The sequence below is a fragment of the Parabacteroides sp. KHUB-02 genome (assembly GCF_056640955.1).
In genome coordinates, this window is sequence record NZ_JBWQEV010000001.1 from 2,153,677 (window position 1) to 2,178,196 (window position 24,520).

Consider the following 24,520-nt stretch of genomic DNA (forward strand, 5'->3'; position numbering starts at 1 on the left):
GACAATCACAATTTATATCTTTTCAAAACTCTCTCTTTCATCTCCCTCTCCCGTTTGGTCTGCGTGAAACCCATATACTTGCAGGTATGATCGTTTTTCAGGATGCAGACGCACATTCGTTTGTAAGTGGGTATTTCACGAAATTCAGGGATATCTATCTCGTCTATATACTCCATGCGGACGGGCCTCTTGTCAGTCCGGTATGCCGTGCATTCTTCCACCGTGAACGGTACACCGGCCGCACGCAGCTTCCCAATCGTTTCCTCTCTCAGGCAGCCTCCTTTTTCCCTCCAGAATTTCTGGCTCACCCTCAGTTTCTCCAGGTAGTTCTCCCTTGTCGCCCGGGGAAGCGTGTCAAGGAGGAAGTACATGTACTCTTTCCACGTGAACCCGTCCGGACAACTGATGGAGCGCCAGCCCATCGCAACCGTGTTCCCGTACATTCCGGCGAAACTGACGCCGTTGACCCGGCTGACCATGCGTCCCCAGGTATCCGGATCAATAACTTTATAAAGATGCAGGGTCGAAACGGCCTGTGAGATAAACGGGCTGGCCACCCTCTGGCGGGACAAGGGAATCCCGGCCTGGTAATACAAGTCATACAAACGGTTATAATCCCAACCATACCGGGCATACCCCGTCCACACGTCCGTTGTCTTCCAGTCGTATATCGGGTAGGCGTTATAAGTGTAATATCCTACACGGTGAGTCCACTTGTAGTTGGCCAGCTTACGGTAATTCTTGTCGGAATGAATCGCCCGCCACCGGTTGAAGCTCTCCTGCGTGCGGATCCCCACGAGGCAGCAAACACGCTTGCATCCCTTCTTACGACGTATCCAGGAAGGGAAAAGAGACTGGAAGTCGTAATCCCACAGGCTGTCGTTCCAGAAATCAAAATCTTTCACGCTAAGAGCGGTGCCCGGCATCTGGCGAACCCAGATATTCTGGTACCCCTCTTGCCAGGGACGCCAGTACTGCTGGTACATGGAAGTACATGTGGGTACCTTGAAGGGGACACAACAGTGGAACACTTCAAGGATATCCCGGTTGTTGGAAAACATCCTTTCCACGTACTCCGTGCTCTGGCGGTACTGCACCTCGTAATCCATGTGGAACACACCCAGTTTTCTACCGGGTGCATGCATGCGGATATAATCCATGCACAAATGGAGAAGGATACCGCTATCCTTGCCACCGGAAAAAGAGACATACACGTAATCAAAATAGTCAAAGATGATCTTCAATCTCCGGTTGGCGGCCTCGTGGACATCCATCCGGCGCATCATGCCCCACCTCCTTCATGATAACGCATCTTGACATACTTCTTCCACTCGACACAGGGGATAAAATTCTTCATTGAAAAGTCTTCCACGTGGCGTTCGTGTACAACGGCCACAAGGGAACCATCAGAAGAAAAATCATGGATAATACGGTCCAATAACACCTCTATTACAGAGGAGTTATCCCCGCTAATATAGTAGTTATCTATGCAATTGTTTGTCAAGGTCATTTTCACGGGCATGAATCCCAACACCCTTTGCTCATCCATGGCAATGTACCAGACATGGTTACGCGTCGTTTTGAAAGGGTAATTATTATTTTGCCGCAATACGGCCGGGTTCATTACCAAAGGGGCGACAAGGTCAAAAAGCCGACCGTCCAATCCTTGTAACTTCAGAATGTTCATGATTCCAATCCGTTATTACTAAAAATCGAATGTGTACCTATTATGCGTTTGTCCGTGATTTCCGACATTATCATGCCGCAAGCACGTTACAAATGACTATCCGCAAACATGGATATCAATGGGGACAGGAATGATACCTCCTGAGTTTCCAAAAGGGAGAAAAACATAAGAATGAACAATAATGCCACGGGAACGATCTCCACACCCCATTCCCCTATCAGCTTAAAAGTCACGTGCAAGTCACATACCCTTCTTTCCGAAAACATATGACCGGAAAGGCAGGAGCAGAGAACACGGAAAAAACAATTCAAAATTTAGTACATGATATTAAAAAATTATACATTGAAAATCAGAGGAGCTACCCGCCAATCAACGGGTGATTGGCGGGTAGCCCTCTGGCTTAAAATAAAAAATCACCTTACCAGATTCGGGTTTTTCTGGGAATCCATATCAGGATATGGAAGATACATCAGATTGTCACTCCATGTCCTGTTCGTATATTCTACAGACTCCTTTACCAGGATCCCGTCGGCGACTTCAACAGCCGTGTTCTCCGCTCTTTCCTTAAAGGTGTCTTTCAGCCTGTTCATACGGAACTGGTCCGCACGGCGTGTGACAAGGGCCACCCAGTAGCCTGCCACCTCCCAACCATGCTCCTTATAAGCCGCTTCGGCAAGGTCATCTGCAGAAAGTCCGGTGAGCGGTTCCAGTCCGGCACGCTCGCGGACATCATTCAGACACTTGAATGCCAACTCGTCCGTCTGCCCCGTCCTGGCCTTGGCCTCCGCATACCACAACAAAACCTCCGAATAACGAATGATTCTATGCCGATGGTCATTACACATGTTCTGACTGGCCGGTTTTGTATAATCATACGGGGCACTGGTATTCACTTTTGACGCAGGATCCCAGTTGACGGAGAATATACTGAACATGGGGTGATGTTCCGGAACGACAGGGGTACCGTCCTCCTTCAACTCCCACCAGTCAACCAACGTTCCGTCTTTCAGACGAATCTTGGGATCATAAGTCGCATCTTTTCTCGGACCGTCAGGAAACTCCTTCCAGAAACGAATTTCACCCCAGGCGTCTCCCCAACCGCCCAGCGATTCAAACTGGTTACATGAAGTAAGCTCCGAATCCTGGGCCCAATCCACGAACGGTGAATAGTTTATGCCGAGCACCGTCTCATTATTATAGTTATTGCTCATAGCATACACATCTTTGTAATCCTTATCGAGCTTATACTCGTATTCACCTCTGTTCACACCCTCAATGACCTCCTTCGCCTTTTCAGCAGCCTTTGCGTAATATTCCGTTTTGTTCATCGGCCAGCCGGCCATAGCCATATACACTGCTGCCAAAGTAGATTTGGCTGCCTGCCGGGTTACATACACATTCACTCCGTTCAGAAAGCGGGGGCTGCCACTGTAACCCGTAGGCAATACGGCCTCAGCTTCGGTCAGGTCCTGCACAATATGACCATACACTTCTTCCACGGGGGATAGAGGTTTGGTATAATCATCGTTGACATTGTCCAGATTCATCGGCAGCGGTCCCCAAAGTCGCACCAAGGTAAAATAAGCGTATGCCCTCCAGAATTTAGCCTGCCCGAGGGCGATATTTATCTCATCTTGAGTGGTAGGTGTTTTAGAGGCCCCCTGTATGATCAAATTGGCAGCCTTTACAATGGCATAATGCATGTTCCACGCATCTTTGACACCCTTGTTGTTGTTTGCTGCGGCAAACTTGTCCATTTCTGCGGCAGGCTGTTTGTTGCTCCCCGGATTGGTCGTTATATCATCCCCCTGCCACTGGGGCAGCTGCATGTTCGTATATATCTGTGAAAGATTGACTTTCTGGTAAAGGGCATATATGCTCATGTTCAATTCATCCTGGGTAGAGAAGAAGTTTTCCGGAGTGAGTTTTCCCCTGGGATCTTCCGTTAAGAAATCACTGCACGACATCAGTGAAAATGACAGGGCAACCATAGTGCCTGCTATTATTTTTATTTTCATAAGTTCTTCTATTTTAGATTTAAAAATTCATCCGGAGACCGAATGTGAATGTTCTTGGGGAAGGATAGGCTCCCATGTCAATACCCGCGTCAACGTCAACGCTGCTGTTCGAGAAGGTAGTACCGGCCGGATCCATCCCCTTGTACCCGGTTATTGTAAAAAGGTTCTGACAGCTGAAAGTAAGCCGCAAATCAGCGAATCCCGTTGTCTTTTTGGGGAAAGTGTATGAAAGACTGATATTCTCCAGACGAAGGAAGTCCGCGTTCTCCAGCCATTTGGTTGAAACCGGCTGCAGATTATTTCCACCTTCGGTCAGGCTCGGGTATGTTGCCGAAGAGCCAATCTTGTCGAATCCCTTCAGATAGGCGTCTGCCAGAGTTACAAAGCGGGAATTCCCTTCGGCCGAAGCCATCGTATATCTTACAAGATTCAAACGTTTGGCTCCGAAAGATCCGTTGAAGAACAGGTTCAGATCCCAGTTTTTATAAGACAGGGAGTTATTCCATCCCAGGGTGAAATCGGGATTGGCCTTGCCGATGACCTTGCGGTCGCCACCGTCTATCATCTGATTTCCATCTACATCCGTGTAAGTGTCATGTCCCTTTTCATCTAAGCCGGTCCATTCATATCCCCAAAAAGTACCGATGGCCTCACCCGGCTTGATAATGGTGGCATAATCAACCATACCGGCAGCCGGACTGGAGCCGTTGATGAAATCATTCTCACCACCGGAAAGGCGTTCCACGCGGTTCTTCAAATAAGTACCGTTCAAGGTGGAGGTCCATTGGAACCGGTCATTCTGCATAATCCGGGCGGTCACGCTCAAATCAATACCACGATTACTGATTTCGCCGTCATTCACCCAAAAAGAGTTACCGCCGACATATCCGGGGATACTTCTTTTAAGCAACGCATCTGTAGTACGCTTATAGAAATAGTCCACACTGAAATTCAGCCGCCTGTCAAACAGGGAGAACTCCAAGCCCAGGTCGAACTGTTTGGTCTTCTCCCACGTAAGCTCAGGAGTCGCTATGTCATTTGCCCAATAACCGGTAAAATTACTGTTGGTTCCAAAATTGTATGCAGTAGCACTCATAAGGCCCATGGTCGCGTAAGGACTGATAGCCTGGCTACCCACAATACCATAACTGGCGCGAAGTTTAATGTCCTGAACCGAGGAAACATCCTTCATGAAATCCTCATTGCTCAACGTCCAAGCTGCGGCAATAGAAGGAAAGTACCCCCATTTCTTTTTGGCAAAGCGAGAAGAACCGTCGGCACGAAATGTTCCGGTAAGCATATAACGATCCTTATAATTGTACATGACACGGGCCACTCCCGACATCAACGCCCATTGCTCGTAACCATTGTTTGCATCACGAGAGGAAGCCATACCCACATTCCACCAGCCCACACCCTCGGTCAGGAGGTTGTTACCGGTTATACCCATTGTCCTGGTTTCGGAGGAGGTCACCTCATATACGGCCGTGGCTGTCAGATGATGGTCGTTCCAAGAACCCGTATATGTCAGGTTGTTGGAACTCTGCAGCATCAGGCGGTAAGTGTCATTGTTGCCCATACCACTCTTGGTCCCCACTCGTTTGGAGCTGAAACTATAACTTTTCCCGTCATAATAGTCCACGCCATTGGTTGTGGTGAATGTCAGCCCCTTCATTATATCAAGGCGCAAATCAACACCTCCGTTGAAAACATTGGTCATTGTCTCTCCCGACTGCAGCTTTAGGATACCGACCGGGTTGGAAGCTATGGAATTATAAGTATCGGTGTTATAGTTCCCGTTTTCGGCCATCATCGTCATGGTAGGCGAATAGTTCAAAGCAATCCAGATCGGATTATCCTTACCGGAGGCAAAAGATCCCCCGCGACGCACACCGTGGGAAGCATTGATGTCAGCCGTGATATGCAGCCAGTCGGTAAGCTGTGAGGAAAGATTCGCCTTCGCCTGATAACGCTCGTTCTTCGATTCAATGACCACACCTTCCTGGCTCATGTAGTTGGCGGAAATGTAATATTGGGTCTTCTCGCTACCATTGGAAAGAGCCAACTTGTAATTCTGGGTGATCCCCGTACGGAAAATCTCATCCTGCCAGTCGATGCCCGCCGTTCCGTTCTGATAGGATTGCATCTCTTCGTTTGAGAAATCAATACCTTTGACCTCCTTGAGCGCCAGAGCGTAATCGTATGCTCCAAGGATATCGTATCTCTTATATACATTGGAAACTCCCACTGATGCGTCGAACATAATTTCACGCACACCGGCCTTACCACTCTTGGTAGTGATCAGAACGACTCCGTTCGAACCCCTGGAACCGTATATGGCAGTGGACGATGCATCTTTGAGAACCTGCATCGAACGGATGTCCTCGGGATTGATACCGTCCAAACCGCTTTCGCGGACGATTCCGTCAACCACATACAAAGGGTCGTTGCTTTTGCTGATGGAGTTAGCACCGCGGATGCGGATTTTCACGCTTCCCCCGGGGACGCCGCTGTTCTCAACATGAACGCCACTGACACGCCCCTGAAGAGCGTCTGCAACCTGGGTTATAGGCTGGTCCTTGAAATTTTTGTTGTCCAGCACGGCTACGGAACCGGCCATATCCGCTTTTCTTACAGCACCATAGCCAATAACAACCACCTCGTCAAGGACTTCGGCATCTTCCTTCAAAACGATGTTTAACGGTTCACCTGTCCAGGCTATTTCCTGGCTCTGATAGCCGACATAAGAAACAACAATTATATCCCCTTTTTTTACGTTCCTAAGGGAAAAATCACCGTCAAGTCCCGTAATGCTGCCGTTTGTCGTCCCTTTGACAAGTACGGATGCACCGATAATGCTTTCGCCATTGGCATCTTTGACAACTCCTTGACAGATATCACTCTGTTCGATAATTTGTCCCCTCAGGGAAGGGTAGTCAGGGAACGCATAAACCTGCATCCCACACAATAGCGAGAGCGACAGAATTGCTCCCGCTGTTTTTTGAAGTGTATTCATAAATTATTTAGTTAGGAAAAAAGTTCGATAAGAAACATGTTCAGGCGTTATGCTCTTTTTAATACAAGTTCTGTATTCTACCCGGATCATATCTCCTTGGTTGAAACGCTGAAAGTTTCAATAAGGGTATTACCATCTGTTATATATTCTTTTTCCAAACGGTTAACCTCCTTGTCGTCAATGTAGCCTATTACTGTTATATGAAGTCGTTTACCCGCCTCCGAGATACTGGAAACCGAACCGGCACAGGTCATGAAAAATGCGTTCCCATTTGTACGACAAGACATGGTTGCCGTCCTTATTTGGGCAGAATAGGAATCACCAATGTATTCTCCCTTGTCATTGTACAACTTGGCAGGACCACCCTTGTCAGCACCACCGATACTTACACTCACTTCAAATGAATCTGTGTCACCGGACTGTTGGATTACAATTTTATGAATTCCTGTCTGAAAATCAGATGCGTTTTCCGTTCGTTCATTGTCACATCCTATAAATATAAATCCGGCCAAGAACAAGACAACACTCCATAATGTGAATTTACTTTTCATATTTATATTTACAACAATAATTGATAAAAATAATATATCTATAAATCTTGCCAAGAAGAATATTAATCATCTAAGGCAAACAAATTGTATAATTAGCAACAATATATTTATTGAATATAATACGCAGCGCATTATTTACTGTGCAAATAAAAAATAAGATAAAATATTATTGATTATCATTTTGGCTCTATGATTTATCAATATGGTCTAGCAATTTGGATTATATAAAACAATATTATGTAACAGAGTTAATTCATCAAATAGTAGTATGAAAGATTTATATAACTAATCTACATCTTTCCAAATTGCATTCCTTTAGTCAAAATACTAAAACTTCCAATAAAAGAATTTTAGTTCGTTATGTATTCTTGTTTTAAACGAGTGACTTCTTTGTTCATAACATAAGTCATTATCTGAAACCGTTTATTTGTCATTTCCTTAAGATTCTATTAAGAATCAATACAGAGATAGAAAAACACATTGTTCTTCGTATGTTAGGATAGTTATTGATCTTCTCCTGCATACGTCCTGAACAGTTCTAAGAATTCAGGTTCATTGTTATATAGCCATTCTCCTTTTTCGCCTACGGTAACTCTATGCATCACTGTTCACAATATCTCCATTATCCTGATGTATTCTTTATCAACCAAACACAGGTATTGTACTAACTTTCCTAGTACCGATTCCATTGTGCCCCTCCGTATGTGCTTATGGTGTTTCCTCTCGCTGCACAGCGTGCTTTCTATCTGATTTTTGTAACAGAAAGAGGACTGGAGATGTCCTGTTGGGAAAAAACTAAAACTTTTGGCAGGTAATATGACTTGTTTTAGTAAAAGAAGCATATGGAAGATACACTTACGAAGGAAAAGGGAGCATTGTCATTGCGCAATCTGATAATGCTATACAATGTTGTAAAAAGATATCATTTTCATAACTCAACAGCTTGAAATTCCAGAGCAAAAAAGAATGCACTACCTAAAATCAGGGGACAGGTTATAATTATTTGTCAAAGTTTTTAATCGACTTAGTTGGAGGATGGGGCGGTTGCATCCATTTTCACAAAGCAAAGCTTAAAGAGTATTTTGTAACATACGGTTTTATGACATAAAAAACGGAACAAGCTGCCTTTTTCCATCCTATACAGGGAAATGACCATAAATTCAAAAATACTAGGACAGCTTTCTTCTTTTAAAAGGATTTTTTTAAGACTTCAGAGAACCAGTATTAACTCAAAATTCATTTTTCAACAAGGTATATCAAATCAATAAAAATCCGAGATATTCCCATTAAAAATAACATACTCAATAAAAACCATAAACAATAAAAATGTTATATCATGTTTCTCCAGATACATAAATGTACTGCTTGTTTTTGTCTCATTTGTAAAGATCTCACAATCGCATGTTTCCAAATATAATCTGGAAACATGCGATTGTGAGATCCTAAATGTTCATAATTATCTTGCCAGATCCCAATGACTATAAAAGAAATCATCTTTAAATGAGCGTTGTATCATCGTATATTGATCAATTCGACAGGTTGCCTCTTTACATTATCCAAAGGCATACTATAATATCTAATATTCTTAAAATCAATAGTTTTTAGGTCAATACAACGAATATTACTATTATACATAGTTCGATAATAAATGATACAATTTTGTGTATCTGTAGCAACTGTAAACTGAGTAGCACTTGGTACATCAGCAGAAGCTTTTCCCCATGGCTGCTCAGTACCTGTTGGAATATCGAAATTATTCAGGATATGAAATGCCTGAAAAATACTTTCCTGAGCAGAGGCCTGTTGCGGAGCTGTCAATTGGAAGAAAGTAGCACGGACAAATCGAGATGGAGGAGTAAAATCACCCGGAAGTCCAAGTAGACCAGCTCCATGTCCGAAGGATTTCATCTGTAAAGGACCATAATTATGTTCCGGAGGTGTACCAGGTTGTAAATTGATATAATTATTCAAATTTGTCCAATGCCATTCCAAACCGGGAGAATTGGTCAAAACTCCCAAAGGATTTTCATAAAAATGCATGATTTCATCTACTATCTCAAGGACAATCTGTCGCCCAGAAGGTTCAGTAAACCGCCAATGAACAGTAGAAGAACGGGGATCAATATTGGTAACACGTATATTTTGAAGTTTTTCCTTGACTTCATTTACATTTCCACATTCACCTAATACATAAGACACTAACTGGAAGTCCGCTAAACTTCTCTCCTTTTGGGATGGATCATAAGGAGGATATTTTCCATAATTAGGGAAATAAAAAAGGCCGGCAGACAAGCCCTTTTCATTTACTCCTTCTACCATAAATTCCTTTTGTTCCACGGACAAGCCTATGAATCCATACTTGGTTGTAAATTTCATACCATCCATCCCGGAAGGGGTAAGTGACTGAAGCTCCTGATGGCGGGGCACAACTACATACATTGTATTCATAACACTTTCTGCCCATTCAATAGTACGTGCCGTAACGACTGTGCCATCACCGCTTTTTAACGTAATACCTGTACAAGCATCCATCGGTGCTTGTGATTGCAGCCCAATTGTGGCCAGCAAAATTAACGATTGTTTTGAGTTCATAAACCACTATTTTTTATGTTTTAATAATAAAACAGTTGAAAGATAAAACTGTTTGAAATAAGGGGAATAAATGAAAAAGTAGAAAAAGCTGAGAATGCTTTGCTGATCATTGATTAAATATAAGCAAAGAAAATGTCATAAAAGTGTAGGGCGTTTTCTTCAATAATCCTCCTCCAATGTGTAGCATGGGGGGCTATTCATCAAGACAAACAGATAGTTTGATATCGTTTGACATCCGACACGCTTTCCAATAACTTCCGAGAGTGTCAGTAGCGATTCGGCCTTGCCCAGCGGTGACTCTTCGAGGTAGTCGGTGACATATAGGAACGGGATGTCCAGTTCTTTCAATTTATCCTCCATTGAGTTTGTCCCGTTCACGCCGTAGAGCTGACGAGGGCCGGGTCGAGCGAAAGCAGCACTCATAGTTGATGTTCCCTTAGTAACCGATGCCGCCGATACTGTCGTGGTGCGCCTGGACCCCGGGATTGGAGATATACTCTTACCCGATACACCGGCTAGGCGGCCGGCCTCGCCGACTACATTGAGCATTGCGATATGAGTCGAGGATATACAGGCGATGCGTTTGGCTTCGACCGTCAAAACTTGTCCCTCAAATCCTTCGGAAAGGGGTTCGCCGTCTCGGGCGATGAATAGCTGTGCGGTAACGCTGTCCGCTCCTGCCACGGGTTCGTGACGGTGATCAATACATCCTCCTTTCCGTCGGCATCTTGGATATCGAAGTCGGAAGCATATTCCGAAGTGTAAACCGGTTGAGTGAGACCTGTCAGGCGGGCACTCCTGTTGTTACAGCCTGTCCATACTAGCGCAAGTAACAGTAGCGGGGGCAATTTATTAGCACTTTCATATAATTATAATATGTGGGACACTATTTCTTAATTTTTCCAAGATTTTGAGGTGATACCAATGAACAACTCAAAATTGATGCCTGGCATTGGGCAGGATAGTACCGAGAAATAATCCTCGTTGAGGAGATTATTGAGCAAATTTCAACTGAACATCCATCGGTTTGAGCAACAGCTTCTTCTCAAATAAGATGTTACTCATGAAATACCGGGGTAGATCTCCAGTCAGTGTGTAGTCGTTGCTCGACATGGTGAAACACTCCGAGTAGAACGCCCACTTGTAGAGAAATGCCCATGTACCCCATGAAAGGCGTCCGGTCAGTGATGGGGAGTATTTCGGGACGTATGGCAATTGTTTTCTTACCGACTGGTCGGCAGGGGACATCTTTTCGCCCTCGTTTATTGAGGGAGTCCACGAGTAGGATCCGCTGAGGTCGATGAGCCAGTTTTTGCCGGCTGTACGGCAAGATTGGCTTTTACCTCGACACCATAAGCATGTACCTTTTTCACGTTTCGTGGTGAGAAAAAGCCCTTGGTTGTCGGTAGCCAGATGATCCGATCCTCGATTTAGGAATTGAACCACGTGGCACTGCCATCCAGTTTGTAGACGTTCTTCTTGTCGACATCGAAACTCACGCCCGCATCATAACTGAAACCGTGCTCGTTTTTCAGACTGGAGTTCCCACCGGGTAAAAAGTAAAGATCATTTAAGGTTGGGAAACGGTAATTATGCGAAATCGAAGTTTTTTATCATTATATCCCCTTTATGGGAAAGTAGATTGGACAAGCTCATTACTCCCCCTGAAACGACAAAGTAACCGTTATGTTGATCTCTCAAAATTTTTCCCAGTTGTAGCGTGACTACGGTAACAAAAGAACTACTATCATATAAAGAGTGAGGCCAGAGGGATTATCGTAAACGATATCGCACGTATCAAAGCTAATCTTGGGATGTCACACTTGGCCCAAAATGGGTAAGGAGCAGAAGTCCTGTTAATAACCGTCCAGCTGAATACCACCCATACTGCCGCTAAAAGAAGGAAATATAAGAGTCTTATATTTTGAATATCACAATATTAGAATACTTGGATATTTAGTCTCTTTATTTATCTGAATTACGGTTTCCTTTTTACACGAAATACATTTATAAAAGAGAGAAAAAAATTTGAGAAATTGTAGATTCAGTTAGTATTTTAGCACAAAGAACTAAAATGATAAATAATAGAGCCAAAAATGAAATATATTATTTTATAAAAACTAAGATCTTTGCAAAATAAAATCAAAACACAAAGCATCATGAAGAAAATTTTTACAACTTTGTTTTTATCTGGTATTTTTATGTATCACACAAATGCCCAGACTGCGGTAGAAGGTAATAAATTCTTGGACAACTGGTCCATTGGGGTTAGTGCAGGAGGAACAACCCCGTTAACACATCACTCCTTCTTTGGAAATATGCGCCCAATCACGGGGATAGAATTGAATAAACAATTGACACCGGTTTTTGGTTTCGGTCTAGAGGCAGTCGGAAGTTTTAACACTTCACAAAGTCGGACAGTTTTCGACCGCTCCAATGTTAGTCTATTGGGGCTGGTGAACCTGAACAATCTTTTTGGAACCTATACGGGAACCCCAAGACCTTTTGAAATCGAAGCGATCGCCGGAATCGGGTGGTTGCATTATTACATGAACCAGGGAATGGGTTCCGATCAGAACAGCATGTCAACAAAACTGGGGCTAAATTTTAATTTTAACTTGGGAGAAAGTAAGGCGTGGACACTAGCTCTCAAACCAGCCTTGGTCTATGATATGAACGCTATGGGTTCCGAGCCCGTGTGTTTCCACTCTAAACAGGCAGTATGGGAGATATCTATCGGACTGAAATATCACTTCGGATGTAGTAATGGGAAACATCATTTTACAAAGGTGAGACCTTACGACCAGCAGGAGGTGAATGTTCTGAACGAGAAAATCAATCAACTTCATTCACAAATCGGAAAAAATGCCGAAGCGTTGGAGGAAGCAGTTCAGAAAGTGACGGAACTGGAAGTTGCGTTGGCCAAATGCCAGAGCCAAGAACCAAAAATCATGAAAGACACTATTGACAACAGCAGAAAGACACTGGAATCCGTCATAACTTTCCGCCAAGGCAAGACAACCATTGACAACTCTCAACTCCCGAACATCGAACGTATCGCGACTTATTTAAAGAACCACAAGGAAGCAAGTGTGGTCATCAAAGGATATGCCTCCCCTGAGGGAAGTGTGGAAGTGAACGAGCGGCTTGCTCAACAAAGAGCGGAGATTGTAAAAAAAATGCTAACGGACAGGTATGGAATTGCAGGAAAACGGATTGTAGCCGAAGGCCAGGGAATAGGGAACATGTTCGAGGAGCCTGATTGGAATCGGGTAAGTATCTGTACAATCAATGTGGAAAAGGAATCTCACAAGCACTAAATGGTCTGGATATAAACCGGGAAGATACAATTGTCTGAACCGAATGCATTAATAATTTTTATCTATACTTAATTTGAATGTCATGAACAAGTATATATCTGAAATGATCGGGACAATGGTTCTTGTATTAATGGGATGTGGAAGTGCCATTTTCGCAGGGGATACGCCTGGGGCAGTTAGCACTGGAGTGGGTACGGTGGGAGTTGCCATGGCCTTCGGACTGTCAGTGGTCGCCATGGCATACACCATTGGCGGGATATCTGGTTGTCACATAAACCCAGCGATTACGCTGGGTGTATACTGCTCGGGAGGAATGGGCGGTAAAGATGCCCTGTTATACATGATTTTTCAGGTAATCGGAGGGATTCTTGGGTCGACCATACTTTTCATACTGGTTTCCACGGGATCATATTCCGGTCCCACTATGACAGGGAGCAATGGCTTTGGTGAGGGAGAAATGTTACAGGCCTTTATTGCCGAGACCGTTTTTACATTTATTTTCGTTCTTGTAGCACTGGGAGCTACAGACAAAAGGAAAGGGGCCGGTAAATTGGCGGGGTTGGCCATCGGATTGACACTTATCCTCGTGCATATCGTGTGTATCCCAATCACCGGGACATCGGTAAATCCTGCACGTAGCATAGGACCAGCGCTTTTCGAGGGGGGCAGCGCGATTTCCCAACTTTGGCTTTTTGTTGTCGCTCCCTTAACAGGAAGTTTGGCTAGTTCCATTGTGTGGAAAACTATTTCTCACCATAGTGATAAACAACAATGATGGAAAAGAGGATGATTGGAGCCTTCGCTTCTCGTGTCATCCTCTTTTGTTTGATACGCTAACAAGTAATATCTTTTGATAGCATTCATCTGTATATGCCTCTTTCCCGTGAAAGAGCAGAGAGTTTGATATCACTAATTTCGACATTGTTATACTGTATAATTACCAATCGCATATAATGTGTTTAAATTGATATTTCAGTATATGACAAAAATTTTAACACAATATAAAATGTCAAAAAGTAACTCTTTACAGAATTCCAAGGTGTTTGTTATGCGTGGAAATGTGATAGACATAGCCGTGGGTGTAATCATTGGCGGCACCTTCGGGAAAATAATTTCTTCAGCAGCGGCGGACATCATCACCCCGATAGAAAAGCCAATAGGCGACACTAAGTTCTCGGAACTGAGATGGGGCTATATTTCGCCCGGATAGTCAGCGAGATTGAACAGACGACCATGTTAAAGAAACGAAAAACGTTTGTTTAAACGGCATGATCGGTATCAGGCAGGGAAAGTGTCTAAGGAATAACAGACTACTCCTTGAGGGTGGCGACTTTCCTCTACCTAAACGACAAAATAGTACGAACATTAAAACTGTGATATGACTAAAGCAGATATTATAAAGCGGATCTCCGAGGAACAAGGGATTGACCAAAAGACCGTTGCCTTGGTAATCGAGGGTTTCATGAAATGCGTGAAGGATGCACTTGGCAGAGGCAGAAGTGTATTTCTGCGCGGGTTCGGCACATTTTCTTTAAAGAAAAGGGCAGCAAAGAAGGCACAGAATATCCAGCAGCACACAACTATATTTATTCCGGCTCGTAAGGTTCCCCATTTTAAACCCTCGGATTCTTTTCTATTGTGCCGGGAAGGAGATAATCGAAAATAGACTAGCCATAGAACTATTATTACTTGCTATAGTCGGCTTGTATTTATGATGGCGAAAATTTGATTTTTCTGCTTTAAATTTATCTGTGAAATAGAACACATTTCCACTGACTGTTATGCATTTTATTTGGGGCGTTGATTACCGATATTTGTATTTATAGTTTTTACTATATTACATATGGAGTAAATCCTTTCTCATACTTTTCCACATGGAATCCAAACAATGGAATAGGCTTTTGCAAAGAATATCAGTGAGGTTAATCTATGGTATTCGCCAGCATTACTCTTGTGTATAATATAATGTACCTCGAAATGTTTGTCGACTTCACATGCTTTATATTCTATGTGAAAGACTTGTTGCCCTTCCAAAGTAATACAAGGAAGTTTCATACCTCCAAATAGTGTATAGTCGAAATAGTCAATCTGAAATTCATACCATCTGTCATATGGATCGGCTTGTTTTGCCGTACTATCCTCATTCGCACAAAAGGGTGGATATTGAAAATACCCGAATAATCCTCTCACTATTCTACCTTTAAAGTACAAAAGGCCTACAGGAATTATACACTTTCCTGACATGCAGTGTAAGGGAATTGTATGCTTTTTATTTATACCCTTGTATGTCCCATATTTTTTAAGGGACCGTTGAAATATATTTCGTCATTATTACCTTTCCTCTCTTATTTTTATGGGGAAAAAAGATTTATGTACGAATATGTGACATGGGAGGAATTCTCGTGGAAGAGGAAAAAGAGAAATAACAGATTCTTGTCACACTCGAACGGACTGGTAGTAACTGTACCGTGGGACCCGGATATTCGATTTCAGCTAAATGTCCCTGTGTGACGAGCTGAAAAAGTGAAGTATCGGCTGACAAGCGATACCTTTCGGTATAGGGACCTAATATTATTAACATCCATCGTCTGCACCTTCTACTTTAGAATATGTTTGCAAAATAATATGAATTCCATTGAGCTTACAATAAATTTTAATACGATCAGATACGGATATTATGCGACAAAATCAGTTTCGAGATCTACAATTATGAACGCTGGATAGGAATGTGACGGACGGGATTTCACCTTCTCATTAAATTCCGCCAGACAAAAGAGAGAATAGCACAAATAATAGAAGAACGGGTGATCATCCCCATAATAATCGAACTTTTGGGAAAAACATTTACATAAAATACTATCGGGAAGAGACTTGTCGTCTGACAACCAATGGGAGGCCGTTTGTTGGAATCTCCAATTCAAGCACGGGGCTGGTATTTTTTTAGGAAGTCCACATCCAATGGACAAACTTGTATCATAAATACTCCCTATATAATACGGAACAGATGCGTGAGTTGTAGGCGGTAGTCACCCCCTGATAACGGTTCGCACGGGCATACGACATACCTTAACAAAAGGTGTACACCTGCCTTACAGTTCTGTAAACCATGTGCACCTTTTGTATTTACACTCCACTACTATTTATTGATATTCATGTTAGTTGATTATATATCAAAATCTGCCATTCCCAGCAGCTTATTTTCTTGCCGGAAGGCATCGATTGTCAAACTTAAAAAGAACGAACCGTATGAAAGCATTAACGACACACCGTCTGCTGGATTGCTTCAGGAAAGCGGTCCAGGGAGAAGAATCCATCTCAGAAAACATATTGTCATCCGCTTACGATGAATTACTAGACTATCTGCTACAACTTGCAAAAGGTGAACTGCCCTTTCTTGAAAAGCTCCGGTACCTATATCATCTGGAAGTGGAGTTGGACACCTGCCTGAACATGGTGGAGAAAACTACCAGCAAACATCTACATGTATGTCTGAAAAAGGCAGTCGCTCTTGTCAAGACCGAAATCGAATTACTCCGTTTCTCCGTAGAACATCCCGAATACTGCGCTGTTCATCCGGCTACAGAAGAGAATAACGCATCCGTTATCTCCCTCCACTGGAAGAGTTCCCTAGTAAACCTGATGGAGCTGATCGCCTCATTGTACTACTTGGGAGTGATAACGGACGGCAACGGTAACCAGCAGTCATTCGCTTCCCTGGTGGTAGCATTCGAAGGATTCCTGCACATCCGAATTCCCAAGCCCTATGATTTACGTGCAGACCTTGCCAGACGCAAGAAAAGTCTCTCGGTATTGCTCCCAAAACTCCGGGAGGCCTTTGAAAAAAACATCATAAACTGCGGGATCGGGCACGGATGACAGAGAGGAAAATCCCCCTGTCAGCAAAAGTCATTTTTTGTCAGAGATAGTCACCTTCCGAAATTAGGCAGGTATCCGAATTATCGTTTACTTTGCTCCGGTAAAAACATCAATAATATGGCTAAAATCAAACAGGCGTACAAGAAAGAGAAAACGGCCGCTTCCCGGACATGAAGAGGGGGGCGCAGTCCGAAGGAATCCTCCCAGCTCCATTCCTATTACTACGGATTCCGTCTGAACGAGCTCCAAAACATCGAGTTCGAGCGGCTCTATGAGAATTCCGGTGCCGGAACCAAGTCGCAGTTCATCCTGGCGTCCATTTTCGGCAAACCGATGAAAGTGGTGAAAATCGACAAGGCGGCCACGGACTATTACATCAAGCTCACCAACCTGCAGAGCGAGTACCGCCGCATCGGGGTGAACTATAACCAGATTCTCAAGGCGGTCCATAGCGGGGAACTGACCGAAAAGAAAGCCCTCGCCCTGCTTTACAAACTGGAACAGCTGACCGTGGAACTCGTATCGTTGAACAAGGAAATCATCCGTCTTACCAAAGAGTTTGAACAATGGTTGCAAAGATAACATCCGGTGCCGCCATCTACGGGGCGCTGTATTACAATCAGGAAAAAGTGGAGAAGGGGAAAGCGCGGACACTGGCATGAAACCGCGTGATGGAGACACCGGAGGGAAAGGTCGGCATCACCGAATGCATGCGCAGCTTCGAACCTTACCTTGCCATGAACCGCCGGACGGAAAAGCCGGTGATCCACCTCTCGCTCAATCCCCATCCCGATGACGTGCTCTCCGACGAACAGCTGGAAGCCATCGGACGGGAATATATGGACAAGCTCGGATATGGCGACCAGCCTTACATTATCTTCCGCCATGACGACAACGCGCGTCCTCACATCCATATAGTCTCCCTGCGCATTGATGAACAGGGAAGAAAGCTTAGGGATTACAAGGAATGGGAACGTTCGACGGACATCTGCCGGGAACTAGAAAGGAAATACGGCCTGCTGCAGTCACGTGGGGAGGAATACAGGATTTCCCGGCCGATGACCGCGGTGGACTACACGAAAGGCGATCTGAAACATCAGATTGCGGGTGTGGTAAAACCGGCTGTGCAGAATTACCGCTTCCAGTCGTTCAAGGAGTTCAGGGCACTGCTCGGACTTTTCAACGTGACCGTGGAGGAAGTGCATAAGGTCGTGGACGGGAAACGTTGCGACGGTCTGGTCTATGCGGCGACCGACTGAAAGGGAAAACGTACCGGGGTCGGAATCAAATCCAGCAATATCGGTAAAAGCGTGGGATACCGTGCCCTCCAAAAGAGGTTCTCACAAAGCAGAACATGGATGAAAAAGCATCCCCTGCCGGAAAAGACAAGGGAAAACATCCGTACGGCACTCCGCCGGGATACCCGTGAAGGGTTCCTGCACGAGCTGGCAGGCAAAGGCATCGTGCCCGTACTCTGGGAGAACGGGGCGGGCGTGATCTACGGCGTGACCTATATAGACCATAATATCAGGGCGGTCTTCAAGGGATCGGCGCTCGGCAAGGAGTTCTCCGCTTCGGTTATCAACCGGAAATACGGCACGCTCCCGTCCGTCCCCGACAGGCCGGCTCCCGGACAGGAACCGCCCGTGAATACGGACACAAGGGAGACGGGGCTTGCGGAAGGCCTGCTGGATATCTTCTCCATGGAATCCTGTCCCTACCCGGCTGAGGACATTCCCCGGAATATTTATGGAAAGAAGAAAAAGAGGAAGGGGCGGAAAGGCCCGCGGATCAACTAACGAAGTATTCACATATAACAACCAATCATATCCCATATGGCACAAGAAGATTCCAGAGGACTCGGCAAGACCATCGACTTCATGCGGGCGGTTAGCATCCTGTTCCTCGTGATGAACATCTATTATTTCTGCTATCCGTTCTTCCATGCCGCCGGCTGTACCAACGGCATGGTGGACAGGATACTGCTGAATTTCCAGCATGACACCGGACTGTTCACCAGCTCCCCCGTGACCAAATGCTTCAGCCTGATGTTCCTTTTTTTCTCCTCGATGGGCGCCAAAGGGCGGAGGGTCTCAGAGATGACATGAAGGCGTATCGGCTGCTACCTGGCAGCCGGGCTGTTCCTCTATTGGGGAAGCGAGCTTTTCCTCACCGCTGGCTGGAGTGTTCCGCTCACCACCCTTGCGTATGTGTCCGCCCTTGCCGCCGGGTACATCTGCCTGCTCACCGCAGGCATGTGGGTCGGGCGTCTTTTAAAGGAACATCTGATGGATGACGTCTTCAATGAGGAGAACGAGTCCTTCATGCAGGAGACTCGCTTGATCACCAACGAATACTCGGTGAACCTGCCCACACGGTTCTATTATAAGAAGAAATGGCATGATGGGTGGATCAATGTCGTATTGCCCCAAAGGGGCTGCATAGTGGTCGGATCACCGGGCAGCGGGAAGAGCTACTGTGTCATCAACCAGTTCATCAAGCAGCAGATAGAGAAAGGTTATGCGCTTTATTGCTATGATTTCAAGTTTGTGTGACGTGGAAAGTTACGCCAGTAGCTGTCTGTCAATCGTTCATCGATAGAGCAGACCTATTGTTTCACCAATAGTAGCCTACGAGCAGGTGCGCTTATACAAGGGTATCAAGCTGCTCGGACAAGGTAGCCCTCCCGAAAGGGTAAGAATGAACCGTGAGGGAAATTCAAAGGTCGCAAGCATTATGCGGTTGGGGAGCTTGGCTCGGAAGGTATGGTCAACGTAAGTGAATTGCTAATAAACGTCGTTAAGTCGAACAAGCCTACTAATGCTATCAGGCTTGAACCAAAAGGTAAAGTGGCTGGTTGTCCCTGTGAATTTTGGGGGCACGTGAACAATAGAGCCATCGGCGAAGAGGCAAGACCTAACCCATTCCCGGTACTGGTGTAAAACACGGTAAGCCCATATATCTCCCGTAAGGGTAGGAGAACCGCAAGGTAATCTGACGGATATGTGGGTAAAGGAGAACCGGAGAAAGCGAATGCCATCCCGTAATCGGGTGGATAGGGATTGAGCCGAAACCATGAATTGTTTTTGACAACATTATCCTACGTGAAAGCGGGCAGACTTCCGGTATGGTGACGTTTTACAAGATAACTTTTAGAACTTATGAAAGAAGAAAAGCAAATGTACGAAAACAAAAAATCGTGTGCGTCTTCTGACTGCAATGGTCGGACTTGGGAAAGCATAGACTGGAACAAGTGCGAGCAGGCAGTCAATAAGCTACAAGCGCGTATTGTAAAAGCTCAGAAAGCAGGTAAGTTCGGCAAGGTAAAAGCCTTGCAATGGACACTTACCCACTCGTTTTATGCCAAAGCATTGGCGGTCAAGCGAGTTACTTCCAATAATGGAAAGAAGACTTCAGGGGTTGATAAAATTCTTTGGTCAACTCCGCAATCGAAGTTCAAAGCCATTGTGACACTAAGAAGAAGAGGCTACAAGCCCCAACCGTTAAAAAGAGTAAATATCAAGAAAAGTAACGGCAAACTTCGCCCGTTGGGAATACCGACAATGAAAGACAGAGCCATGCAAGCACTTTATCTGATGGCATTGGAACCAGTGTCTGAAACTACAGCAGACAACTATTCCTTTGGTTTCAGGAAAGACCGCAGCACGGCAGACGCTATGGCTCGATGCCATTCGCTTCTGTCCAAGAAAACATCCGCCCAATGGATATTGGAGGGAGATATTAAAGGTTGTTTCGACCATATAAGCCATGAATGGTTGATGAAGAATATCCCTATGGATAAATCCATATTACAAAAATGGCTAAAATGTGGGTACGTATATAACAGAGAACTTTTCCCGACAGAAGAAGGTACACCGCAAGGAGGTATCATATCACCGACACTTGCCAATATGACGCTTGACGGTTTACAGAACCTATTGGAAACCCATTTCCCGTGGGAACGGGTATCAGGAAAATCAGGATGGTACTGCCCGAAAGTCAGATTGGTGCGTTATGCAGACGACTTCATTATAACAGGTGATACTAAAGAAATATTGGAACATAGTGTAAAACCTTTGGTAGCTGATTTCCTCGCAGAAAGAGGACTGACACTGTCAGAAGAGAAAACTAAGATTACACATATAACGGATGGTTTCGATTTTCTTGGTTTCAATGTACGGAAATTTGGAGATACCCTGCTGACACAACCCTCTAAAGATAGGACAAAACGAATGTTGAGCAAAGTCAAAGATGAAATCAAACGATTCCGTGGCGATGCTCAACATGAGCTGATTATGCGATTGAACCCGATACTTAACGGATGGGCAAACTATTACAAACATAGTGCAGCCTCAAATGTCTTTCGTAAGACAGATTATCAAATCTATAAGAAGTTATGGCGGTGGGCACTCCGCAGGCATGGTAACAAATGCAAAGGGTGGGTTAAGAACCGCTATTTCCATAGAATTGATGGTCGTGACTGGGTATTTGCAGTTAAAAGGAAGAACGAAAAGCATGAGGAATATTTTATTCCAATCACTATTCTGTTCAATACGAAGATTGAAAGATACCCCCAACTGAAATGTGATGTCAATCCTTTTGACCCTGAATGGAAGCAATACCTTGAAAAAAGGAGAACTGCCAAAATGAAAATGAGTTTGAAAGGTAAGAGGTCACTTATCTCAATGTGGGAAAGACAAAATCGAAACTGCGTGTTATGCGGACAGCCGATAACAGCAGAAACCTCATGGCACACCATGAGCCAGCAGAAGAATGGCAGAAACCACCTCTGTTTAGTTCATGATGGTTGTTATCAAAGTGTTACACATAAAAAGAAGAAGTAAATATGAGCGTATTTCTATTTGAAAAGGAATATTGTTTGCTTGAGCCGTGTGAGGGGAAACTTTCACGCACGGTTCTTAGGGGGGAAAGCACCCGTAAGGGTGCTGACCTACCCGACCCCGACCTGAGCCTTATCGTCTATAACCATCTGCTCAAGAATAAGGACAAGTACAAGGCGAACGTTCAGTTCTACGTAATCAACTTCGACGATCCGCGGCACAGCCACCGTTGCAACCCTATCAACCCGACATTCATGTCTGACATCGCCGACGCCTACGAATCGGCGTATGTGATCATGCTGAATTTGAATAGGACCTGGATACAGAAACAGGGCGACTTCTTCGTAGAAAGTCCGATCGTACTGTTTGCCGCCATCATATGGTATCTCAAAATCTACGAGAACGGGAAGTACTGTACCTTCCCCCACGCCATCGAGCTGCTGAACAAGCCCTACTCGGACATATTCACCATCCTGACCTCGTACAGGGAGCTGGAGAACTACCTCTCGCCTTTCATGGACGCCTGGAAAGGCGGGGCGATGGAGCAGCTCCAGGGCCAGATCGCAAGTGCCAAGATCCCGCTCTCGCGCATGATCAGCCCCTCGCTCTACTGGATCATGAGCGGGGACGACTTCACGCTGGATATCAATAACCCGGATGAGCCAAAGGTACTGTGCGTAGGCAACAACCCGGACCGGCAGAACATCTATTCGGCGGCCCTGGGGCTGTACAACGCCCGTATCGTCAAGATGGTGAACCGTAAGGGAAAGCTTAAGTGCTCCATCCTGGTGGACGAGGTTCCGACGATATATTTCAAAGGGCTCGACACCCTGATAGCCACGGCCCGCAGCAACAAGGTGGCCGTCTGTCTGGGCGCGCAGGATTTCAGTCAGCTGGTACGTGACTACGGTGAAAAGGAGGCGCGCGTCATCCAGAATACCGTCGGCAATATCTTTTCCGGGCAAGTGTTGGGGGAAACGGCCAAGAACCTCTCGGAACGGTTCGGGAAGGTGCTCCAGCAGCGCAAGTCCGTCAACATGACCCGTGAGGACACATCGACCAGCATCAGCACCCAACTAGACTCGCTGATACCGGCCTCGAAAATATCCAACCTCTCCCAGGGCATGTTCGTGGGAAGCGTCTGCGACAGTTTCCGGGAGAAGATGGAACAGAAAATCTTCCACTGCGAGATCGTCGTGGACAACGCAAGGGTGGCGGCCGAGACGAAAGCCTATAAACCGATCCCCGTGATTACGGACTTTACCGGCGGGGACGGTAAGGACCATATGCGGGAAGAGATAGAGCGGAACTACTACCGCATCAAGGAGGAGGTGGGCGGGATCATCCAAAAGGAGCTCCGCCGCATAGAGAACGATCCGAACCTGAAACATCTGCTGGAAACGGAAGATGACGGGTAACAATAGTTTAAACCATTCATTTTAATTTATCGAATCATGGAAAAGAAGAAAACCAGCGCGGGCTGTCTGCCCGGCAAACCCTGCTTCCCTTGGGTGGGAGGCAAGAGAAGACTGCTTCCGGTACTGATCCAGTCACTACCGGAGAATATCACGGAAATGGAAACCTATGTGGAACCCTTTGTCGGGGGCGGCGCCCTGTTCTTCTGGCTGAGACAGACCTATCCGCATATCCGTTGCGTGATCAACGACTCGAACGAGAGCCTAGTGAATGTCTACCGCGTCATACGCGACACGCCGGAAGAACTGGTCGGACTGCTTGCCGGCATCCAGGGCGAATACCACGCCCTTGAGGAACGTACGGAAAGAAGGGACTATTTCATGGAAAAGCGAAGGGTATTCAACGAGGAGTACCCGGATGACATCACCCGTGCCGCCCTTTTCATTTTCTTCATGCGCACCTGCTATAACGGCATCTATTCGGTCAACCGCAAGGGCAGGCTCTCGGTAACCTTCGGTACGGGCAGCCGCACCAGGATACTGGAGGAGGAACTGATCCGCTTCAACCACAAGCTGCTGCAGGGCGTCATCATCCTGGACGGGGACTACCGCCAGACGGAAAAATACGCGGGAGAGAAATCGTTCTTCTACTTCGACCCGCCCTACAAGCCCGTCAACGAGGCCGGTGCCTGTACCTCCTACATGCCGGACGACTTCGATGACGACTGTCAGATAGAGCTGGCCGGATTCTGCAGGGACTTGGGAGAGAAGGGAAGCAAATGAATGCTCTCCAACTCCGACCCCCGTCAGAAGAATCCAGAGAACACCTTCTTCGACGACCTGTACGCCGGCTTCCATATCCAACGACTGAGCATCTTCCGCTCGGTATGTTCCATACCCGAGAAGAGGGAGACGGTCAACGAACTGCTGATCAGAAATTATTAATGCACATCATTCAAAAACGTAAGAAGTTTAATACAGCGGGTGGAGATCTTTTCGCCTGCTGTATTAAAAACAAGTTTGAAATCTTTAACAGCCTCAATGATCCTGTCCATATCCTCAAAGAGCTTTTTCTGCGTCACGGGGGCATATACCTATGTGGACTGTATATTGTTATGCCCCAACATCTTGCCGATGGTCACTATCGGCACGCCCGCTTCAAGAATGACGAGCGAGGCAAACGAGTGATATCAAAATTGGAACA

18 protein-coding genes and 6 pseudogenes are annotated in these 24,520 nt (G+C 45.5%); 14 read left to right on the top strand and 10 right to left on the bottom strand.

Annotated features, from left to right (window positions below):
* Positions 1-5: 5 nt before the first annotated feature.
* The 8 genes and pseudogenes from ACYIA1_RS09410 to ACYIA1_RS09445 all read right to left on the bottom strand — a co-directional run.
* Complete coding sequence (locus ACYIA1_RS09410; RefSeq protein ID WP_074908912.1) at positions 6-1,286, bottom strand: DUF3440 domain-containing protein; 1,281 nt, start codon at positions 1,284-1,286, stop codon at positions 6-8.
* Entirely contained in the window at positions 1,283-1,687 is a 405-nt protein-coding gene (locus tag ACYIA1_RS09415; protein WP_005798039.1) for a hypothetical protein, read from the bottom strand. The genes ACYIA1_RS09410 and ACYIA1_RS09415 overlap by 4 nt, the downstream gene beginning before the upstream one ends.
* 413 nt (positions 1,688-2,100) lie before the next feature.
* A complete protein-coding gene (locus tag ACYIA1_RS09420) occupies positions 2,101-3,705 on the bottom strand; it encodes a RagB/SusD family nutrient uptake outer membrane protein (RefSeq protein ID WP_074908918.1) in 1,605 nt (534 codons plus the stop codon).
* Between the two features lie 19 nt (positions 3,706-3,724).
* Positions 3,725-6,721, bottom strand: coding sequence for a SusC/RagA family TonB-linked outer membrane protein (locus tag ACYIA1_RS09425; RefSeq protein WP_117720842.1), 2,997 nt, complete (start codon positions 6,719-6,721; stop codon positions 3,725-3,727).
* Positions 6,722-6,807: 86 nt separating this feature from the next.
* Positions 6,808-7,272 (bottom strand): beta-barrel fold lipoprotein, encoded by a 465-nt coding sequence (locus ACYIA1_RS09430; protein WP_005823213.1) that lies wholly within the window; start codon positions 7,270-7,272, stop codon positions 6,808-6,810.
* Between the two features lie 1,512 nt (positions 7,273-8,784).
* Positions 8,785-9,864 (bottom strand): linear amide C-N hydrolase, encoded by a 1,080-nt coding sequence (locus ACYIA1_RS09435; protein WP_005805240.1) that lies wholly within the window; start codon positions 9,862-9,864, stop codon positions 8,785-8,787.
* Between the two features lie 240 nt (positions 9,865-10,104).
* Positions 10,105-10,712, bottom strand: a pseudogene (locus ACYIA1_RS09440) (TroA family protein); the annotation flags it as partial.
* Between the two features lie 45 nt (positions 10,713-10,757).
* Positions 10,758-11,499 (bottom strand): annotated as a pseudogene (locus ACYIA1_RS09445) (TonB-dependent receptor domain-containing protein); the annotation flags it as partial.
* 524 nt (positions 11,500-12,023) lie between these two features.
* Between ACYIA1_RS09445 and ACYIA1_RS09450 the strand changes: the two are divergent.
* The 4 genes from ACYIA1_RS09450 to ACYIA1_RS09465 all read left to right on the top strand — a co-directional run bounded on the left by ACYIA1_RS09450 (position 12,024) and on the right by ACYIA1_RS09465 (position 14,850).
* Positions 12,024-13,184 (top strand): OmpA family protein, encoded by a 1,161-nt coding sequence (locus ACYIA1_RS09450; protein ID WP_074909083.1) that lies wholly within the window; start codon positions 12,024-12,026, stop codon positions 13,182-13,184.
* An 82-nt stretch (positions 13,185-13,266) separates the two neighbouring features.
* Entirely contained in the window at positions 13,267-13,959 is a 693-nt protein-coding gene (locus ACYIA1_RS09455) for an MIP family channel protein (protein WP_074908934.1), read from the top strand.
* Positions 13,960-14,163: 204 nt separating this feature from the next.
* The gene (locus tag ACYIA1_RS09460) at positions 14,164-14,394 is read left to right on the top strand and encodes an MscL family protein (protein WP_229040227.1); all 231 of its coding nucleotides are present in this window, start codon (positions 14,164-14,166) and stop codon (positions 14,392-14,394) included.
* A gap of 168 nt (positions 14,395-14,562) precedes the next feature.
* Positions 14,563-14,850 carry an HU family DNA-binding protein gene (locus ACYIA1_RS09465; RefSeq protein WP_005805251.1) on the top strand — a complete coding sequence of 96 codons (288 nt, stop codon included), beginning with the start codon at positions 14,563-14,565 and terminating at the stop codon, positions 14,848-14,850.
* Between the two features lie 194 nt (positions 14,851-15,044).
* Here ACYIA1_RS09465 and ACYIA1_RS09470 read toward each other — a convergent pair whose 3' ends face one another.
* Complete coding sequence (locus ACYIA1_RS09470; protein WP_371325560.1) at positions 15,045-15,428, bottom strand: nucleotidyltransferase domain-containing protein; 384 nt, start codon at positions 15,426-15,428, stop codon at positions 15,045-15,047.
* 1,002 nt (positions 15,429-16,430) lie between these two features.
* On the opposite strand from ACYIA1_RS09470, the gene ACYIA1_RS09475 reads away from it, so the two are divergent.
* The 10 genes and pseudogenes from ACYIA1_RS09475 (at position 16,431) to ACYIA1_RS09520 (ending at position 24,261) form a co-directional block, all read left to right on the top strand.
* The gene (locus ACYIA1_RS09475) at positions 16,431-17,060 is read left to right on the top strand and encodes an RteC domain-containing protein (protein WP_074908940.1); all 630 of its coding nucleotides are present in this window, start codon (positions 16,431-16,433) and stop codon (positions 17,058-17,060) included.
* A 180-nt stretch (positions 17,061-17,240) separates the two neighbouring features.
* Positions 17,241-17,642: pseudogene (gene mobA, locus ACYIA1_RS09480) on the top strand (conjugal transfer protein MobA); the annotation flags it as partial.
* 89 nt (positions 17,643-17,731) lie between these two features.
* A complete protein-coding gene (locus ACYIA1_RS09485) occupies positions 17,732-18,319 on the top strand; it encodes a relaxase/mobilization nuclease domain-containing protein (RefSeq protein WP_225700304.1) in 588 nt (195 codons plus the stop codon).
* 99 nt (positions 18,320-18,418) lie between these two features.
* The gene (locus ACYIA1_RS09490) at positions 18,419-18,859 is read left to right on the top strand and encodes a hypothetical protein (protein WP_225700305.1); all 441 of its coding nucleotides are present in this window, start codon (positions 18,419-18,421) and stop codon (positions 18,857-18,859) included.
* An 81-nt stretch (positions 18,860-18,940) separates the two neighbouring features.
* Positions 18,941-19,279, top strand: a pseudogene (locus ACYIA1_RS09495) (YWFCY domain-containing protein); the annotation flags it as partial.
* Between the two features lie 69 nt (positions 19,280-19,348).
* Positions 19,349-19,615 carry a hypothetical protein gene (locus tag ACYIA1_RS09500; RefSeq protein WP_269114398.1) on the top strand — a complete coding sequence of 89 codons (267 nt, stop codon included), beginning with the start codon at positions 19,349-19,351 and terminating at the stop codon, positions 19,613-19,615.
* 624 nt (positions 19,616-20,239) lie between these two features.
* Entirely contained in the window at positions 20,240-21,904 is a 1,665-nt protein-coding gene (ltrA, locus tag ACYIA1_RS09505; RefSeq protein ID WP_187423474.1) for a group II intron reverse transcriptase/maturase, read from the top strand.
* A 113-nt stretch (positions 21,905-22,017) separates the two neighbouring features.
* A pseudogene (locus ACYIA1_RS09510) lies at positions 22,018-23,319 on the top strand (TraM recognition domain-containing protein); the annotation flags it as partial.
* Between the two features lie 36 nt (positions 23,320-23,355).
* Complete coding sequence (locus tag ACYIA1_RS09515) at positions 23,356-24,099, top strand: DNA adenine methylase (RefSeq protein ID WP_074908953.1); 744 nt, start codon at positions 23,356-23,358, stop codon at positions 24,097-24,099.
* On the top strand, positions 24,100-24,261 hold the full coding sequence (locus ACYIA1_RS09520) for a hypothetical protein (protein ID WP_181979412.1): 162 nt from the start codon (positions 24,100-24,102) through the stop codon (positions 24,259-24,261).
* Between the two features lie 68 nt (positions 24,262-24,329).
* Here ACYIA1_RS09520 and ACYIA1_RS09525 read toward each other — a convergent pair.
* Positions 24,330-24,503, bottom strand: a pseudogene (locus ACYIA1_RS09525) (site-specific integrase); the annotation flags it as partial.
* Positions 24,504-24,520: the final 17 nt, after the last annotated feature.

Excerpts from the sequence above, each read along its gene's own strand:
- ACYIA1_RS09485 (WP_225700304.1), top strand. The coding sequence starts at position 17,732 with ATGGAGACACCGGAGGGAAAGGTCGGCATCACCGAATGCATGCGCAGC.
- ltrA (WP_187423474.1), top strand. The coding sequence starts at position 20,240 with ATGTACGAAAACAAAAAATCGTGTGCGTCTTCTGACTGCAATGGTCGG.
- ACYIA1_RS09425 (WP_117720842.1), bottom strand. The coding sequence starts at position 6,721 with ATGAATACACTTCAAAAAACAGCGGGAGCAATTCTGTCGCTCTCGCTA.
- ACYIA1_RS09460 (WP_229040227.1), top strand. The coding sequence starts at position 14,164 with ATGACAAAAATTTTAACACAATATAAAATGTCAAAAAGTAACTCTTTA.
- ACYIA1_RS09420 (WP_074908918.1), bottom strand. The coding sequence starts at position 3,705 with ATGAAAATAAAAATAATAGCAGGCACTATGGTTGCCCTGTCATTTTCA.
- ACYIA1_RS09435 (WP_005805240.1), bottom strand. The coding sequence starts at position 9,864 with ATGAACTCAAAACAATCGTTAATTTTGCTGGCCACAATTGGGCTGCAA.
- ACYIA1_RS09455 (WP_074908934.1), top strand. The coding sequence starts at position 13,267 with ATGAACAAGTATATATCTGAAATGATCGGGACAATGGTTCTTGTATTA.
- ACYIA1_RS09450 (WP_074909083.1), top strand. The coding sequence starts at position 12,024 with ATGAAGAAAATTTTTACAACTTTGTTTTTATCTGGTATTTTTATGTAT.
- ACYIA1_RS09490 (WP_225700305.1), top strand. The coding sequence starts at position 18,419 with ATGAAAAAGCATCCCCTGCCGGAAAAGACAAGGGAAAACATCCGTACG.
- ACYIA1_RS09520 (WP_181979412.1), top strand. The coding sequence starts at position 24,100 with ATGCTCTCCAACTCCGACCCCCGTCAGAAGAATCCAGAGAACACCTTC.
- ACYIA1_RS09430 (WP_005823213.1), bottom strand. The coding sequence starts at position 7,272 with ATGAAAAGTAAATTCACATTATGGAGTGTTGTCTTGTTCTTGGCCGGA.
- ACYIA1_RS09465 (WP_005805251.1), top strand. The coding sequence starts at position 14,563 with ATGACTAAAGCAGATATTATAAAGCGGATCTCCGAGGAACAAGGGATT.
- ACYIA1_RS09410 (WP_074908912.1), bottom strand. The coding sequence starts at position 1,286 with ATGATGCGCCGGATGGATGTCCACGAGGCCGCCAACCGGAGATTGAAG.
- ACYIA1_RS09515 (WP_074908953.1), top strand. The coding sequence starts at position 23,356 with ATGGAAAAGAAGAAAACCAGCGCGGGCTGTCTGCCCGGCAAACCCTGC.
- ACYIA1_RS09475 (WP_074908940.1), top strand. The coding sequence starts at position 16,431 with ATGAAAGCATTAACGACACACCGTCTGCTGGATTGCTTCAGGAAAGCG.
- ACYIA1_RS09470 (WP_371325560.1), bottom strand. The coding sequence starts at position 15,428 with ATGTCAGGAAAGTGTATAATTCCTGTAGGCCTTTTGTACTTTAAAGGT.
- ACYIA1_RS09500 (WP_269114398.1), top strand. The coding sequence starts at position 19,349 with ATGGATGACGTCTTCAATGAGGAGAACGAGTCCTTCATGCAGGAGACT.
- ACYIA1_RS09415 (WP_005798039.1), bottom strand. The coding sequence starts at position 1,687 with ATGAACATTCTGAAGTTACAAGGATTGGACGGTCGGCTTTTTGACCTT.